Here is a 14,283-nt window from a genome sequence, read left to right as displayed (position 1 = left end):
GCCCGTGACGGACGTACCGGCTGGGGGTAGGCAGGCGATGACTGGGCGGCAGCGGGAACGGCGGCGCAGGCGGACGGGTGCGGCGGTCGTCGCGGCCGGGGTCATGGCCGGGGTGGGGCTGGGAGCCGGCGGGTGCGCGGGCGGTGACGCGGTGGCCGGGGACGCTCCCGGCGGGGACGCGGTCGTCGAGCTGCACCGGGCCGCGGACCGGCTGGTGGAGGCGGGGAGTTCGAAGGCCCGTACGTCGATGGAGATGGCCACCGGCGGGACCCGGGTGACCATCCGGGGCGCGGGGGTCTACGACTACCGGAAGCGGATGGGGCAGCTCAGGGTGCTGCTGCCGCAGGATCCCGCGGGGGCCACCGAGCGCCGGCCCATCACCGAACTGCTCGCGCCGGGAGCGCTCTTCATGAAGAACCGGGGCGCCGGTGTGCCCCCGGACAAGTGGGTGCGGGTGGACATCCGGACCCTGTCCGACGGGAACCTCGTCACCGGCGGGGCCACCGATCCGTTCGCGGCGGCCGAGGTGCTGCGCGGGACGCGGTCGGCGAAGTTCGTGGGCAGGACCGAGGTCGCGGGCACCGGCGTGCGGCACTACCGGGGGACGGCGGATCTCGGAGCTGCCGCTAAGAAGGCCTCCGAGGGCAACAAGGAGGCCCTGAAGGCGGCGGCGAAAGGGTTCGCCACGGCCGAAGTGCCGTTCGACGTCTACCTCGACGACGAGGGGCGGATCCGTAAGGTCCGGCACCGGTTCAGCTTCGTGGGCGGGCAGCAGAAGAGCCCCGTGGCCGTCGCCTCGGTCACGTTGCTCTACGATTTCGGGGCCTCGGCGCGCGTACGGCTGCCGGACGCCGACGACATCTACGCGGGCAAGATCGCCGAGGAGTGACCGGCGTGAACTAGCCCGTCCGTGCCATGCGCGGTGTGTATGCCGCTCCCTACTCTAGGAAGTCGGTAACAGCAGAGACGAGGTGATGCACGTGGCTCCGGTCGGCGGTACGGCAGTTCAGGACCACGTGGCCCTCGCCGAGATCGAGCTGTGCGGAGAGCTGATCATCGCGGCCTCGGCCGCCGACGAGGACCGGCTCAGCCTGGAGAGCATCGACGAGGTGCTGAGAGTGGCCGAGGAGCGGAGCGCCGCGGACTGAGCCCGGCTCACGTCCGCAGCATGCGGGCGATCGCCTGGGTCGCCTCCTTCACCTTCGCGTCGATCTCGTCACCACCCTTGCCGGCGGCGTCGGCCACGCAGTGGCGCAGGTGCTCCTCCAGCAGTTGCAGGGCGAAGGACTGAAGGGCCTTGGTGGAGGCGGAGACCTGGGTGAGTATGTCGATGCAGTAGACGTCCTCGTCGACCATCCGCTGGAGGCCGCGGATCTGGCCCTCGATGCGGCGCAGGCGCTTGAGGTGCTCGTCCTTCTGCTTGTGGTACCCGTGCACGCCCCGGTCGTGGTCGGTCACGACATCCGCTCCGGCGGTGACATCCGTGACATCCCCGGCATTCGTAACGTCGGTCACGTCCGTCATCGCGTCCTCCTGGTGGGCTGTGAGCCGACAGATACCCCTACTGGGTATATGGTATCGAACTTTGCTGGGTATACGGCCCTTGGACCGCCCCCGTGCTCATCACTGTGCCTGATGGGCGACACTGGTGGGCGGCCCGATAGCCGTGGCCGGATGATGCGCCTAGCATCAGCCTGACCGAAACCCAAGCAAGCCGAGGACCCCACGTGCGCTTTCGTCTGACCCCCAGGGAGACGAGCTTCTACGACATGTTCGCCGCGTCCGCGGACAACATCGTCACGGGCTCGAAACTCCTCATGGAACTGCTCGGGGCGGACGCTTCCGCCCGAGCCGAGATCGCAGAGCGTATGCGGGCAGCGGAACACGCAGGTGACGACGCCACGCACGCGATCTTCCACCAGTTGAACTCCTCGTTCATCACGCCGTTCGACCGCGAGGACATCTACTCCCTCGCCTCGTCCCTCGACGACATCATGGACTTCATGGAGGAGGCCGTCGACCTGGTCGTCCTCTACAACGTCGAGGAACTGCCCAAGGGCGTCGACCAGCAGATCGAGGTGCTGGCGCGCGCGGCCGAACTGACGGCCGAGGCGATGCCGCACCTGCGGACGATGGAGAACCTCACCGAGTACTGGATCGAGGTCAACCGGCTGGAGAACCAGGCCGACCAGATCCACCGCAAGCTGCTCGCGCACCTCTTCAACGGCAAGTACGACGCCATGGAGGTCCTCAAGCTGAAGCAGATCGTGGACGTGCTGGAGGAAGCGGCGGACGCGTTCGAGCACGTGGCGAACACGGTGGAGACCATCGCCGTCAAGGAGTCCTGACCTCTTCATGGACACCTTTGCTCTGGTCGTGACCATCGGGGTCGCGCTCTTCTTCACGTACACCAACGGTTTCCACGACTCGGCGAACGCGATCGCCACGTCCGTGTCGACGCGGGCGCTGACGCCGAAGGCCGCGCTGGCCATGGCCGCGGTGATGAACCTCGCCGGTGCGTTCATGGGCTCCGGGGTCGCCAAGACCGTCAGCGAGGGGCTGATCCAGACGCCCGTGGGGTCGAAGGGGATGGGGATCCTCTTCGCCGCGCTGGTGGGTGCGATCACCTGGAACCTGATCACCTGGTACTTCGGGCTGCCGTCGTCCTCCTCGCACGCGCTGTTCGGCGGCATGGTCGGGGCGGCGCTCGCCGGTGGCACGACCGTCTACTGGCACGGGGTGCTGGAGAAGGTCGTCATACCCATGTTCATCTCCCCGGTGGTCGGTCTGCTGGCCGGATACCTGGTGATGACCGCGATCATGTGGATCTTCCGGAAGGCCAACCCGCACAAGGCCAAGCGGGGGTTCCGGATAGCCCAGACCGTCTCGGCGGCCGGTATGGCGCTGGGGCACGGGCTTCAGGACGCGCAGAAGACGATGGGCATCGTGGTGATGGCGCTCGTCATCGCGGATGTCGAGGACTACGGCGATCCGATCCCGGTGTGGGTGAAGGTCGCCTGTGCGGTGATGCTGTCGCTGGGGACGTACGCCGGTGGATGGCGGATCATGCGCACGCTGGGGCGGAAGATCATCGAGCTGGACCCGCCGCAGGGGTTCGCGGCGGAGACGACGGGGGCGTCGATCATGTTCACCACGGCGTTCCTGTTCAAGGCGCCGATTTCGACGACGCATGTCATCACGTCGGCGATCATGGGTGTCGGGGCGACGAAGCGCGTGAATGCCGTGCGGTGGGGTGTCGCCAAGAACATCATCCTGGGGTGGTTCATCACGATGCCGGCCGCGGCGGTGGTGGCCGCGGTGTCGTTCTGGATCGTGAACCTGGCGTTCCTGTAGGTGCTGCTCGGCGCAGCCGAGTGAGTACGCGAACGGGCCCGCCCCTGGGAGAGGGGCGGGCCCTTTTCGGCCTCGCGGTGGCACCGCCATGCAGCACCGCGAGGGGTCTCGGCGGGGGTGACTCAGCCGAAGCGGCCGGAGATGTAGTCCTCCGTGGCCTGTATCGACGGGTTGGAGAAGATGCGCTCCGTGTCGTCGATCTCGATGAGCTTGCCGGGCTGGCCGACCGCCGACAGGTTGAAGAACGCCGTGCGGTCGGAGACGCGGGCCGCCTGCTGCATGTTGTGCGTCACGATGACGATCGTGAAGCGCTCCTTCAGCTCGCCGATCAGGTCCTCGATGGCGAGGGTGGAGATCGGGTCGAGGGCGGAGCAGGGCTCGTCCATGAGCAGGACGTTCGGCTCGACCGCGATCGCCCGCGCGATGCACAGACGCTGCTGCTGGCCGCCGGAGAGGCCCGAGCCGGGCTTGTTCAGGCGGTCCTTGACCTCGTTCCAGAGGTTCGCGCCCTTGAGCGACTTCTCGACGACGTCGCTCAGCTCGCTCTTCTTGTAGTTGCCGTTCAGGCGCAGGCCCGCCGCCACGTTGTCGAAGATCGACATCGTGGGGAAGGGGTTCGGGCGCTGGAACACCATGCCGACCTCGCGGCGCACGGACACCGGGTCGATGCCCGACCCGTAGAGGTCCTCGTCGTCGAGGAGCACCTTGCCCTCGACCCGGCCGCCGGACGTCACCTCGTGCATACGGTTCAGCGTGCGCAGGAACGTCGACTTGCCGCATCCGGACGGGCCGATGAACGCCGTCACCGAGCGCGGCTCGACGGTCATCGAGATGTCCTCGATCGCCTTGTGGGAGCCGTAGTAGGCGGTCAGTCCGCTTACGTCGATTCGCTTGGCCATGTCTCTACTTCACTTCCGAAAGTCTGGGGGTCGCTGTGGCCCCGCGCGGCGGTAGCCGCAAATTGACGCTTTAGCGACCGGTCTTCGGGGCCTTCCAGCGGGCGATCCCGCGGGCCACCAGGTTCAGGATCATCACGAAGGCGATCAGGGTGAGCGACGCCGCCCAGGCGCGGTCGTAGGCCGTGACCTCGCCCGATCCATACTGCTGGTAGATGTACAGCGGGAGCGACGCCTGCGCGCCCTCGAAGGGGTTGGCGTTGATGAACTTGCTGCCGAACACCAGCAGCAGCACGGGCGCGGTCTCACCGGCGATGCGGGCGATGGCGAGCATGATGCCGGTGGTGATGCCGCCGAGCGAGGTCGGCAGGACCACCTTCAGGATGGTGCGCCACTTGGGCACGCCGAGCGCGAGAGAGGCTTCGCGGAGCTCGTTCGGGACGAGCTTGAGCATCTCCTCCGTGGAGCGGACGACGACCGGCATCATCAGGATCGCCAGGGCGAGTGACCCGGCGAAGCCGAAGGGCTCCAGCTCGAACATCAGCATGAGGCTGAGGATGAACAGGCCGGCGACGATCGACGGGATGCCGGTCATGACGTCGACGAAGAAGGTGACGGCCCGAGCGAGGTTGCCGCGCCCGTACTCCACCAGGTAGATCGCGGTGAGCACGCCGACCGGCGCGGCGATCAGCGTGGCGAGGCCGACCTGCTGCAGCGTGCCGAGAATGGCGTGGTAGATGCCGCCGCCCGTCTCGGAGTCGGCGATCACGCCCATCGAGTGGGTCAGGAAGTAGACGTCGAGGACCTTCGTGCCGCGTTGGACGGTCGACCACACCAGCGAGGCCAGCGGCACCACGGCGAGCAGGAACGCGACCCACACCAGCGAGGTGACCACGCGGTCCTTGGCCTGGCGGCGGTTCTCGACCCGGGCCGCGATGACGTACGTACCGAGGACGTGCAGGACCGCGGCGATCAGCGCCCACTGGATGCTGCTGTGCAGGCCGGCGGCGGCGCTGATGCCGAGTCCGAGGGCGACGGATCCGGCGGCGATGGCCCACGGAGCCCACTTGGGCAGGTGGCCGCCGCGCAGGGTGCTGGGGCGCTTGGCGGCGACAGAGGGTGAGGTGCTCATGCGTTGGCCCCCGAGTACTCCTTGCGGCGGGCGATGATCGCGCGGGCCGCGCCGTTGACCAGCAGGGTGATGACGAACAGGACCAGACCGGAGGCGATCAGCGCGTCACGGCCGAACTCGGTGGCCTCGCTGAACTTGCTGGCGATGTTCTGGGCGAAGGTGCCGCCGCCCGGGTCGAGCAGGCTGGTGTGGATCAGGAAGTCCGGCGAGAGCACGGTGGCGACGGCCATCGTCTCGCCGAGGGCGCGGCCGAGGCCGAGCATCGAGGCCGAGATGACACCGGAGCGGCCGAAGGGGATGACCGCCATGCGGATCACTTCCCAGCGGGTGGCGCCGAGCGCCAGTGCGGCTTCCTCGTGCATCTGCGGGACCTGGCGGAAGACCTCGCGGCTCACGTTGGTGATGATCGGCAGGATCATGATCGCGAGCAGGATGCCCACGGTGAGCATGGAGCGCGGGGCGCCGTTCTGCCAGGAGAAGATGCCGGTCCAGCCGAGGTAGTCGTTCAGCCAGCCGAAGAGGCCGTTCATGTGCGGGACGAGGACCAGGGCGCCCCACAGGCCGTAGACGATGGACGGCACGGCGGCCAGCAGGTCGATCACGTAGGCGATGGGGCCGCGCAGCCGGCGCGGGGCGTAGTGCGTGAGGAACAGCGCGATGGCGACCGAGACCGGGACCGCGATGACCATGGCGATGATCGAGGAGACGATCGTGCCGTAGGCCAGGACCGCGATGCCGAAGACCGGCGGGTTGACTCCGGTGTTCCACTCGAAGGTCGTCAGGAAGTTGCCGTCGTCCTTGCTGATGGCGAGGACGGCGCGGTAGGTGAGGAAGCCCGCGATCGCGGCCATGATCACCAGCAGCAGGATGCCCGAGCCACGGGACAGACCGAGGAAGATCCGGTCTCCGGGCCGGGTGGCGCCACGGGCCGCGCGCTTCTGCTCGACCGTGGGCGGCTGCGTGGGAGGAGGTGCGTCAGCTATCTGTGTTGTGTCCATCGGGTTCTCCGGTCTGCGGAACCGCACGTGCTGTGCGGCCCTTGGCGGCGGTGCACCGGACGGTGCGGTCCGGTCCCGCTGAGGGGACCGGACCGCACTCAGGTCAGCTCAGGCTCTCGACGGTCGTGCGAACCTTGGTGATGATCTCTTCGGGCATGGGCGCGTAGTCGTTCTCGGCGAGGATCTTCTGGCCGTCCTCCGAGGCCGCGTAGCGCAGGAACGCCTTGACCGCGGGCAGGGTCTCGGCCTTGTTGCCCTTGTCGCAGACGATCTCGTACGTCACCAGGACCATCGGGTAGGCGCCGTCGGCCTTGGTCCCGTAGTTCAGCTGGAGCGCGAGGTCCTTGCCGGTGCCGACGACCTTGGCCTCCGCGATCGCCTTGGTGGCGTTGTCGACGGTCGCCTCGACCGGCTCGGCGGCGCCGGTGTCGATGGCGACGGTCTTGATTCCGTCCTTGGCGTACGACAGCTCGAAGTAGCCGATCGCGCCGGCGGTCTGCTTGACCTGCGCGGCGACACCGGAGGACTGCGGAGCGGACTGGCCGCCCTTGGCCTGCCAGGCCTTGCCGCCCTCGTAGGGGAAGTCCTTCTTGGCGGTGGCGATCAGGTACTTGGTGAAGTTGTCCGTGGTGCCGGACTCGTCCGAGCGGTGGAACGCCTGGATCTTGAGGTTGGGCAGCTTCGCGTCGGGGTTCAGCTTCGCGATCTGCGGGTCGTTCCACTTGGTGATCTTGCTGTCGAAGATCTTGGCGATCGTCGCGGAGTCCAGGACGAGCTTGTCGACACCCGGGACGTTGTACCCGACGGCGATCGGGCCGCCGACCATCGGCAGGTCGATGCCCTGGCCGCCGGAGCAGATCTTCTTGGAGGCCGCGACCTCGTCGGGCTTCAGCGCCGAGTCCGAACCGGCCCAGGGGACCTGGCCCTGCGTGAACGCGGTGACACCGGCACCGGAACCGCCGGCCTTGTAGTTGATCTCCACCTGGCAGGCCGCCGAGAACTGCTTCACCCAGGCGTCGACCGCGTTCTTCTGCGCGGAGGAGCCGTCGGCGAGGACCTGGCCGGAGGCGTCGTCACACTTGATGTTGCTCTGCGCGGCGGCGTTGGAGGAGCCTCCGCCCGGGTTGCCGGTCTCGTCGGAGCCGCACGCCGTGAGGGCCAGGGCGCCGGAGACGGCGAGAGCACCGAGAGCGAGGGCCCGCCGGTTCATGCGCTGAAGCTTCACTTGAGTTCCTTCCAGGAGCCGCCGTCCTGAATCGGCGGCGTGCGAAGTCTGGTGACGCTGGACGAGGCCGCGCACAGCAGGCGCGGCTCGCATCTGGCACGGCCGAAATTAGACAGATCAGGTGAAGGCGCCGATGGCCGCACATGAACGAGGGGTGAACCCCTGCCTAAGGTGCGGTTAGGTCACGGAATGCTTACGGGGAGAGCACGCGCGGGTTCCGCTTCCCGTACCGGAAGGGCTCAGTCCGGTCTTCCGGCCGGTTGCGGCGGGTTCAGCACGGCGAGCAGCGCGTCGATCAAGGGGCGGTCGTGGGGCTGGGTGAGGCGGGCCCGGGCGGCGAAAGGTGTCAGCCACAGCACCCGGTCCACCTCGGCCGTCGGGGAGAACGCGCAGGACATCGCCTCGGCCGCCCAGTAGCGGACCTGCTTGGGGCGGCCGTTCGCCAGGTAGTGCTGGGTGGGCAGCTCGGCGCCCGGGTCGGCCCGGCAGCCCGTCTCCTCGGCCACCTCGCGCAGGGCGCCGGCGAGCGGCTCCTCACCGCGCTTCAGCTTGCCCTTCGGCCAGGACCAGTCGTCGTACTTCGGCCGGTGCACGAGGCAGAGCTCCAGCCCGCCGGTGACGGGGGAGCGGCGCCACAGGACGCAGCCGGCCGCCTGAACGGTGGTGTCCTCGGGAGAGCCGGAGCTCACCGGGTGCTCACCGCCTCCGCCTCCTTCTGCCAGGCCTGCTGGAACGCGAAGCGTGCCGCCTCCACCTCGTGCCGCTGGTCGGCGTGGAGCACGCCGAGGGCGTACGCCGTGGCCGGGGCGATACGGGGGGTACGGGCCGCCTGGGCCGCCGCTGCCGCCGCCTCCGAGGCGTCGCGGTGGCGGTTCAGGGCCTGGCCTGCGGAGAGCAGGCGCAGGTCGACGACCGAGGTGCCGTCGGGTTCGCCGCGGACCGCTTCGCGGGCGTAGCGGTGCAGGCGCAGGAGCAGGCGGACCTGGTGCCAGGGGGCGTCCTGCGGGTGCGGGACCGTGTCCGGGGACAGGCCGTGGATGAGGGCGGCGGCGTTGTACGGGTGGCCCGCGGTGACGAGAGGGAGGGCGGTTACGGCGTCCTTGAGGCGGTCCTTCGCGGCGGCGGCCAGGGGGCGGAGGTCGGTGGTGGACGCGGATCGGGTGAGGGGGACCTCGCTGGCCAGGACGGCGACCTTGTCCGCGATGGCGTGGAAGCGGCTGGAGCCCAGGGCTTGCAGGGCTGTGGAGTGGGCTCGGGTGCGGGCCAATGTCAGTTGGCGGTCCAGTAGAGCGCCTGCTTTTGCTGCTCCTACTGTCAGGTTGCCGCGTTCTTGTGCTGGGGGCGGGGGGTTGCGCAGCCCGGCGTCGCGGGGTGCCGCCCTCTGTGGGACGGGTGCCGCCCCAGCGGCACGACTGCCCGCAGCTGAGTCGGCGTGTTTGCCCGCTGCCCCGTCCGCGCGGGCGCCGGCGGCTGCGCCTGCCGGCGGGCCAGGCAACGCCGTGGAACCCGACAAGCGGTGCAAGGCGCTCAGCAGGCGTTCCAGGCGTGCCGTGTACGCGTGTTCCATGGCCAGGGTGCCCGAGACCCAGGCCAACTCGGGGCGCATGCCCTCGCACCAGTCCGTGTCGAGGAGGGGCTGGAACGTGTGCAGCCCGGCGCTGATGCGGCGGGCCGAGCGGCGGAGCGCGCGGGCCGCGTCGACGGATCCCTCCGCGCCGTTCGCCCCGGAACCGGTCTCCCGGTGCAGGCGCAGCGCGCGGAGGAACTCCGTGGCCTGGGCCCTCAGGTAGCCCGCGAGGGCGTCCCCGGTGGGGGCAGGGCCGGCCATGGGGTCCGTCGGGTCAAGGTGTCGCTGTGCCACGCCGGCGCCTCCGGGCGTCTATGAGCATCTCCTGGACGTTGCGCAGGGGCTGGCCGTCCGCGTCGGTCGCATGCCGGGTCCACTCGCCGTCCGGGCCGAGGTGCCAGGAGGCGGTGCCGTCGGACATGCCGGTCTCCAGCAGCCGGTTCAGGGCCGCCCGGTGGGCCGGGTCGGTGACCCGGACCAGGGCCTCTATCCGGCGGTCGAGGTTGCGGTGCATCATGTCGGCGCTGCCGAACCAGATCTCGGGCTCGCCGCCGTTGCCGAAGGCGAACACGCGCGAGTGTTCGAGGAAGCGGCCGAGGATGGAGCGGACCCTGATGTTCTCCGACAGGCCCGCCACGCCCGGGCGCAGCGCGCAGATGCCGCGCACCCACACGTCCACCGGCACGCCCGCCTGGGCCGCGCGGTAGCAGGCGTCGATGACGGCCTCGTCGACCATCGAGTTGACCTTGATGCGGACGTACGCCGGCCGTCCGGCTCGGTGGTGCTGGATCTCCTTGGTGATCCGGGAGACCAGGCCGTCGCGCAGCGACTTGGGGGCCACCAGGAGGCGGCGGTAGGTCTCGCGGCGGGAGTAGCCGGAGAGGCGGTTGAAGAGGTCCGAGAGGTCCGCGCCGACCTGCGGGTCGGCCGTGAGCAGGCCGAGGTCCTCGTAGAGGCGGGCCGTCTTGGGGTGGTAGTTGCCGGTGCCGACGTGGCTGTAGCGGCGGAGCGTCTCGCCCTCCTGGCGGACCACCAGCGACAGCTTGCAGTGGGTCTTCAGGCCGACCAGGCCGTAGACCACGTGGCAGCCGGCCTCCTCCAGCTTGCGCGCCCACTTGATGTTGGCGTGTTCGTCGAAGCGGGCCTTGATCTCGACCAGGACCAGGACCTGCTTGCCGGTCTCGGCGGCCTCGATGAGGGCGTCGACTATGGGGGAGTCGCCCGAGGTCCGGTACAGGGTCTGCTTGATCGCCAGGACGTCCGGGTCGCCGGCCGCCTGCTCCAGGAAGGCCTGCACGGAGGTGGAGAACGAGTCGTACGGGTGGTGCAGCAGGACGTCCCGCTCGCGCAGGGCGGCGAAGATGTCCGGCGCGGACGCCGACTCGACCTCGGCGAGGTCGCGGTGGGTACCGGCGACGAACTTGCGGTACTTCAGCTCGGGCCGGTCCAGGGAGGCGATGCGGAACAGGCCCGTGAGGTCCAGCGGGCCGGGCAGCGGGTACACCTCGGCCTCGCTGATCTTCAGCTCCCGGACGAGCAGGTCCAGGACCTCGCGGTCGATGGACTCCTCGACCTCCAGGCGAACCGGCGGCCCGAAGCGGCGCCGCATCAGCTCCTTCTCCAGGGCCTGGAGCAGGTTCTCGGCGTCGTCCTCCTCGACCTCCAGGTCCTCGTTCCTGGTGAGGCGGAAGGCGTGGTGCTCCAGCACCTCCATGCCCGGGAACAGCTCCTCAAGGTGGGCGGCGATGACGTCCTCGATGGGGACGTAGCGGCCCGGGGAGCTCTCCAGGAAGCGGGACAGCAGCGGCGGCACCTTGACGCGGGCGAAGTGCTTGTGGCCGGTCACCGGGTTCCGTACGACGACGGCCAGGTTCAGGGACAGGCCGGAGATGTACGGGAAGGGGTGGGCCGGGTCGACCGCCAGCGGGGTCAGCACGGGGAAGATCTGGTGCCGGAACAGGGTGAACAGGCGGGCCTGCTCCTTCTCCTGGAGCTCGTTCCAGCGGACCAGGTGGATGCCCTCCTCCGCGAGTGCGGGGGCGACGTCCTCGTGGTAGCAGGCGGCGTGCCGGGCCATGAGCTCGCGGGAGCGGGCCCAGATCATCTCTAGCACCTCGCGGGGCTGGAGGCCGGAGGCGGAGCGGGTGGCGACGCCGGTGGCGATACGGCGCTTCAGGCCGGCCACCCGGACCATGAAGAACTCGTCCAGGTTGCTGGCGAAGATCGCGAGGAAGTTGGCCCGCTCCAGCAGGGGCGTGTTCGGGTCCTCGGCGAGTTCGAGCACGCGTTCGTTGAACGCGAGCCAGCTTCGCTCCCGGTCGAGGAAGCGGCCCTGCGGCAGCTGGGGCCCGTCGTACGGCGACTCCTCGTACGCGTCGAGGTCGGCGTCGATATCGGGTTCGAGGTCGGAGACGGCCGCCGCGATGGTGTGCGGCCGGTGGGCTGCTATGGAGCCCACGGAGGGCTGCGCGTGCTGGACCTGTGCCTGGGTGTTCGGCTGGCTCATGGACCCATTCTTCCGCGCCGCGAGCATCACGGGCGCGTCGGAAAGCGCGGGCGGGAGCGGGGGCGTCACATGAGTGTTCCCGTTCCCCCCAGGCCCCTCTCGGGGCGGTGAAGGCTCTGGCACGGCGGGAGTCATTGGCCGAGCCTCGCAAGCCCGTCTGAATCGATGGTTACGGAGACATGACGTGTGGGATAGCGCGGGGCGGCTCGCGGGGGTCCGGGAGAGGGCGTTCGGGCCGGGTGCGCGGCCGTCCACAGGTTGTGGACGGCTCCCGTGAGCGCCCCGGGCGGGCCGCGCGCCCCCCGCTGGAAGGACGCGCGGGCCCGGTTCAGGGGAGGCGGCGGGCCAGGAGGACGAAGGCGGTTCCCGTCGCCGCGGCGGCCACTGCCAGGAGGATGCCGGTCTCCGCGAGCTGGAGGGGCCAGAAGTGGGAGGCCGGGTGGTGGTCGGCGTAGTAGCCGGTGATGCCGGTCCCGTCCGCGCACGCGGGCTCGCCCATGCACGCCGGGAACGGGACGCGGGCGCCGTCGGCGGTCAGGGCGCCGTCCTCGACGACCATGCCGTCGGAGGCGAGGGGCGCACCCGGGGCCGCAGTGACGGTCTCCGTCGGCCACAGGTGCGGGCGCAGGCCGTCGAGGACGTGGACCAGGGAGGCGACGGCCAGGACCGCCACGCCGAGGGCGGCCAGCGTCCGGCGCAGCAGCAGGCCCGCCAGGACGCCGACGGCCAGGGCGGCGAGGGCCTGGGCGGTGGCGACGGTGCCGTTGACCTGGAAGACGCCGTTGTCGTGCCACTCGCGCCAGTCCATGGCGCCGAGCAGCGTGCTGTTCGACGACCACAGCACGCGGTGCAGCAGCGTCAGCGCGAGCGTGCCCACCGTGAGCAGCAGGGCCGGGACCGCGAGCTTGGCGGCCAGCCAGCGGGCCGGGGTGACCGACTGGGTCCAGGCCAGCTGGGCGGTGCCGTTCTCCAGTTCGCGTCCGATGAGCGCACCGCCCGCCCACGCCCCGGTGAGCAGCGGGAGGATCCCGAGGAAGCCGGTGCCGAGCGTCACGAGCGTCTGGTACCGGACGTTCGCAGGACCCGGATCGTCGCAGCCCAGGCTCGGGCGGGGCCGGTCGCAGCCCAAGTCCGTGTACTCGGCCCAGGCGGCGTCCGCGCCCGGGAACGTCGCCCAGAGCAGCGTGCCTGCGGTCACCGTCACCAGCATCAGCCAGAACCACAGGGCCGAGCGGTGCAGTCGGAGCATGGCCAGGACCAGGCCGCGCGGTCGCGGGAACCGTTCGGTGGCGGGGGCCTGGACGGTCACGGCGGTCATGCGGCGGCCTCCTGGGCGGGGTCGAGCAGGAGCTCGGGGGCGTCGGGGGAGCGCAGGTGGGCGAGGACGAGTTCCTCCAGGGACGGCCGGTCGGTCTGCCGTCCCGCGCCGAGCGGTCCCGCGGGCCGGACCAGGGCGGTCAGCTGGCGGCCGGTGGTACGGGACTCCACCACGGTGTGCGGGTCGAGGCTGTCGCCGGCCCGGCCCGTGACCAGGGTGTGCGCGGCGAGCAGGTCGTCCAGCGGTCCGGAGAGCCGGACCCGGCCGGCGCCGAGCAGCAGCAGGTGGTCGCAGGAGCCCTCCAGCTCCGCGACGACGTGCGAGGACATGACGACCGTGGTGCCGCGGTCGGCGGCGTCGGCCATGAGCGTGGCCATCAGCTGGTGCCGGGCGAGCGGGTCGAGGTCGGCCATGGGCTCGTCCAGGAGCAGCAGCCCGGGGCGCTTGCCGAGGGCGAGGGCGAGCGCGACGCGGGTGCGCTGGCCGCCGGAGAGCGAGCGGACCTTGGCGTCCGGGTCGAGGTCACCCTCCGCCACGATCCGCTCGGCGCTCTTGGCGTCCCAGCGGCGGGGGTTGAGGTCGCGGCCCAGGCGGAGTGTGCCGGCGATGGTGAGCTGGGGGTGCAGGGGCTTGTTCTGGGCGACGTAGGCGAGGTGCTCGCGGGCCGCCGCCGGGGTCCGGCCGAGCACGGTGATCGTGCCCTCGCTGGGTCTGAGCAGCCCGGCCGCCAGGGCGAGCAGGGTGGACTTGCCGGCGCCGTTCGGTCCTACGACGGCGCACACGCGGCCCGCGGGGAGCCGGAAGGCGCAGCCGTCCAGGGCCGCCCTGCGGCGTCTGCCGAACCTCCTGCCCAGCGCCGCCGCCTCGATGGCGGGGTCGATCATGCCTGGTCCCCCTTGACGTGTGCGAAGTGTGCGTCGAGTACGGAAGTGAAGAGGGCGTCCACGTCGTCCCGCTCCAGCCCGGCCTCGCGGGCCCGGACCGCCCATGCCTCCAGTTCCGCGCGCAGCGGGGAGTCGGCGGGTGCGGTGCCCAGTGACCTGCGGACGAACGTGCCGAGTCCGCGGCGGGCTTCGACGAGGCCCTCGCGCTCCAGCTCCCGGTAGGCCTTGAGAACGGTGTTCGGGTTGATGGCGGTGGCCTCGACCACCTCGCGGGCCGTGGGCAGCTTGTCGCCCGGTTCGAGGAGCCCCAGGCGCAGGGCCTGCTTGGTCTGCTGGACGATCTGGACGTAGGTGGCCACACCGCTGCGCCGGTCGATGCGGTACTCGACCACTGCTTCCACCA

At 70.4% G+C, this 14,283-nt stretch carries 15 protein-coding genes; 4 read left to right on the top strand and 11 right to left on the bottom strand.

What is annotated here, in order from left to right; genetic code table 11:
- Positions 1-37 precede the first annotated feature (37 nt).
- Both ABFX81_RS26200 and ABFX81_RS26195 read left to right on the top strand, forming a co-directional pair.
- Positions 38-889: an SCO4651 family lipoprotein gene (locus ABFX81_RS26200; RefSeq protein ID WP_346138744.1), complete on the top strand. Its 852-nt coding sequence runs from the start codon at positions 38-40 to the stop codon at positions 887-889.
- A 91-nt stretch (positions 890-980) separates the two neighbouring features.
- Positions 981-1,148, top strand: a complete 168-nt coding sequence (locus ABFX81_RS26195) for a hypothetical protein (protein WP_346138758.1) — start codon at positions 981-983, stop codon at positions 1,146-1,148.
- Between the two features lie 7 nt (positions 1,149-1,155).
- Here ABFX81_RS26195 and ABFX81_RS26190 read toward each other — a convergent pair whose 3' ends face one another.
- The gene (locus ABFX81_RS26190) at positions 1,156-1,524 is read right to left on the bottom strand and encodes a metal-sensitive transcriptional regulator (protein WP_150481734.1); all 369 of its coding nucleotides are present in this window, start codon (positions 1,522-1,524) and stop codon (positions 1,156-1,158) included.
- A gap of 203 nt (positions 1,525-1,727) precedes the next feature.
- Here ABFX81_RS26190 and ABFX81_RS26185 point away from each other — a divergent pair, with 203 nt between their 5' ends.
- Positions 1,728-2,348 carry a DUF47 domain-containing protein gene (locus tag ABFX81_RS26185; protein WP_059418711.1) on the top strand — a complete coding sequence of 207 codons (621 nt, stop codon included), beginning with the start codon at positions 1,728-1,730 and terminating at the stop codon, positions 2,346-2,348.
- Between the two features lie 7 nt (positions 2,349-2,355).
- Positions 2,356-3,354 carry an inorganic phosphate transporter gene (locus ABFX81_RS26180; protein ID WP_086848076.1) on the top strand — a complete coding sequence of 333 codons (999 nt, stop codon included), beginning with the start codon at positions 2,356-2,358 and terminating at the stop codon, positions 3,352-3,354.
- Positions 3,355-3,476: 122 nt separating this feature from the next.
- Here the strand turns inward: ABFX81_RS26180 and pstB are convergent, their stop codons facing one another.
- The 10 genes from pstB to ABFX81_RS26130 all read right to left on the bottom strand — a co-directional run bounded on the left by pstB (position 3,477) and on the right by ABFX81_RS26130 (position 14,272).
- A complete protein-coding gene (gene pstB, locus ABFX81_RS26175; protein ID WP_086848077.1) occupies positions 3,477-4,253 on the bottom strand; it encodes a phosphate ABC transporter ATP-binding protein PstB in 777 nt (258 codons plus the stop codon).
- Positions 4,254-4,323: 70 nt separating this feature from the next.
- Positions 4,324-5,382, bottom strand: coding sequence for a phosphate ABC transporter permease PstA (gene pstA / locus ABFX81_RS26170; protein ID WP_086848078.1), 1,059 nt, complete (start codon positions 5,380-5,382; stop codon positions 4,324-4,326).
- Positions 5,379-6,380, bottom strand: coding sequence for a phosphate ABC transporter permease subunit PstC (pstC, locus tag ABFX81_RS26165; RefSeq protein ID WP_086848079.1), 1,002 nt, complete (start codon positions 6,378-6,380; stop codon positions 5,379-5,381). The genes pstA and pstC overlap by 4 nt, the downstream gene beginning before the upstream one ends.
- Before the next feature lie 103 nt (positions 6,381-6,483).
- Positions 6,484-7,605, bottom strand: coding sequence for a phosphate ABC transporter substrate-binding protein PstS (gene pstS, locus ABFX81_RS26160; RefSeq protein ID WP_086848080.1), 1,122 nt, complete (start codon positions 7,603-7,605; stop codon positions 6,484-6,486).
- A gap of 239 nt (positions 7,606-7,844) precedes the next feature.
- Positions 7,845-8,294, bottom strand: coding sequence for an NUDIX domain-containing protein (locus ABFX81_RS26155; RefSeq protein ID WP_086848081.1), 450 nt, complete (start codon positions 8,292-8,294; stop codon positions 7,845-7,847).
- Positions 8,291-9,466: a CHAD domain-containing protein gene (locus ABFX81_RS26150; protein WP_086848082.1), complete on the bottom strand. Its 1,176-nt coding sequence runs from the start codon at positions 9,464-9,466 to the stop codon at positions 8,291-8,293. Before ABFX81_RS26150 ends, ABFX81_RS26155 begins: the two co-directional genes overlap by 4 nt.
- Complete coding sequence (locus ABFX81_RS26145; RefSeq protein WP_086848083.1) at positions 9,447-11,813, bottom strand: RNA degradosome polyphosphate kinase; 2,367 nt, start codon at positions 11,811-11,813, stop codon at positions 9,447-9,449. The genes ABFX81_RS26150 and ABFX81_RS26145 overlap by 20 nt, the downstream gene beginning before the upstream one ends.
- Positions 11,814-12,006: 193 nt before the next feature.
- Positions 12,007-12,996 carry an ABC transporter permease gene (locus ABFX81_RS26140; protein ID WP_086848084.1) on the bottom strand — a complete coding sequence of 330 codons (990 nt, stop codon included), beginning with the start codon at positions 12,994-12,996 and terminating at the stop codon, positions 12,007-12,009.
- On the bottom strand, positions 12,993-13,880 hold the full coding sequence (locus ABFX81_RS26135) for an ATP-binding cassette domain-containing protein (RefSeq protein ID WP_346138743.1): 888 nt from the start codon (positions 13,878-13,880) through the stop codon (positions 12,993-12,995). The genes ABFX81_RS26140 and ABFX81_RS26135 overlap by 4 nt, the downstream gene beginning before the upstream one ends.
- The gene (locus ABFX81_RS26130; RefSeq protein WP_086855626.1) at positions 13,877-14,272 is read right to left on the bottom strand and encodes a GntR family transcriptional regulator; all 396 of its coding nucleotides are present in this window, start codon (positions 14,270-14,272) and stop codon (positions 13,877-13,879) included. Before ABFX81_RS26130 ends, ABFX81_RS26135 begins: the two co-directional genes overlap by 4 nt.
- Between the last annotated feature and the right edge of the window lie 11 nt (positions 14,273-14,283).

The organism is Streptomyces coeruleofuscus (assembly GCF_039532725.1).
GTDB classification, from domain to species: Bacteria; Actinomycetota; Actinomycetes; order Streptomycetales; family Streptomycetaceae; genus Streptomyces; species Streptomyces coeruleofuscus.
Note: the sequence above shows the minus strand (reverse complement) of the source record. Positions and strands in the feature narration are given on the sequence as shown.

Excerpts from the sequence above, each read along its gene's own strand:
- ABFX81_RS26200 (WP_346138744.1), top strand. The coding sequence starts at position 38 with ATGACTGGGCGGCAGCGGGAACGGCGGCGCAGGCGGACGGGTGCGGCG.
- ABFX81_RS26190 (WP_150481734.1), bottom strand. The coding sequence starts at position 1,524 with ATGACGGACGTGACCGACGTTACGAATGCCGGGGATGTCACGGATGTC.
- ABFX81_RS26180 (WP_086848076.1), top strand. The coding sequence starts at position 2,356 with ATGGACACCTTTGCTCTGGTCGTGACCATCGGGGTCGCGCTCTTCTTC.
- pstB (WP_086848077.1), bottom strand. The coding sequence starts at position 4,253 with ATGGCCAAGCGAATCGACGTAAGCGGACTGACCGCCTACTACGGCTCC.
- pstA (WP_086848078.1), bottom strand. The coding sequence starts at position 5,382 with ATGAGCACCTCACCCTCTGTCGCCGCCAAGCGCCCCAGCACCCTGCGC.
- pstC (WP_086848079.1), bottom strand. The coding sequence starts at position 6,380 with ATGGACACAACACAGATAGCTGACGCACCTCCTCCCACGCAGCCGCCC.
- ABFX81_RS26145 (WP_086848083.1), bottom strand. The coding sequence starts at position 11,813 with ATGACTCCCGCCGTGCCAGAGCCTTCACCGCCCCGAGAGGGGCCTGGG.
- ABFX81_RS26140 (WP_086848084.1), bottom strand. The coding sequence starts at position 12,996 with ATGACCGCCGTGACCGTCCAGGCCCCCGCCACCGAACGGTTCCCGCGA.
- ABFX81_RS26135 (WP_346138743.1), bottom strand. The coding sequence starts at position 13,880 with ATGATCGACCCCGCCATCGAGGCGGCGGCGCTGGGCAGGAGGTTCGGC.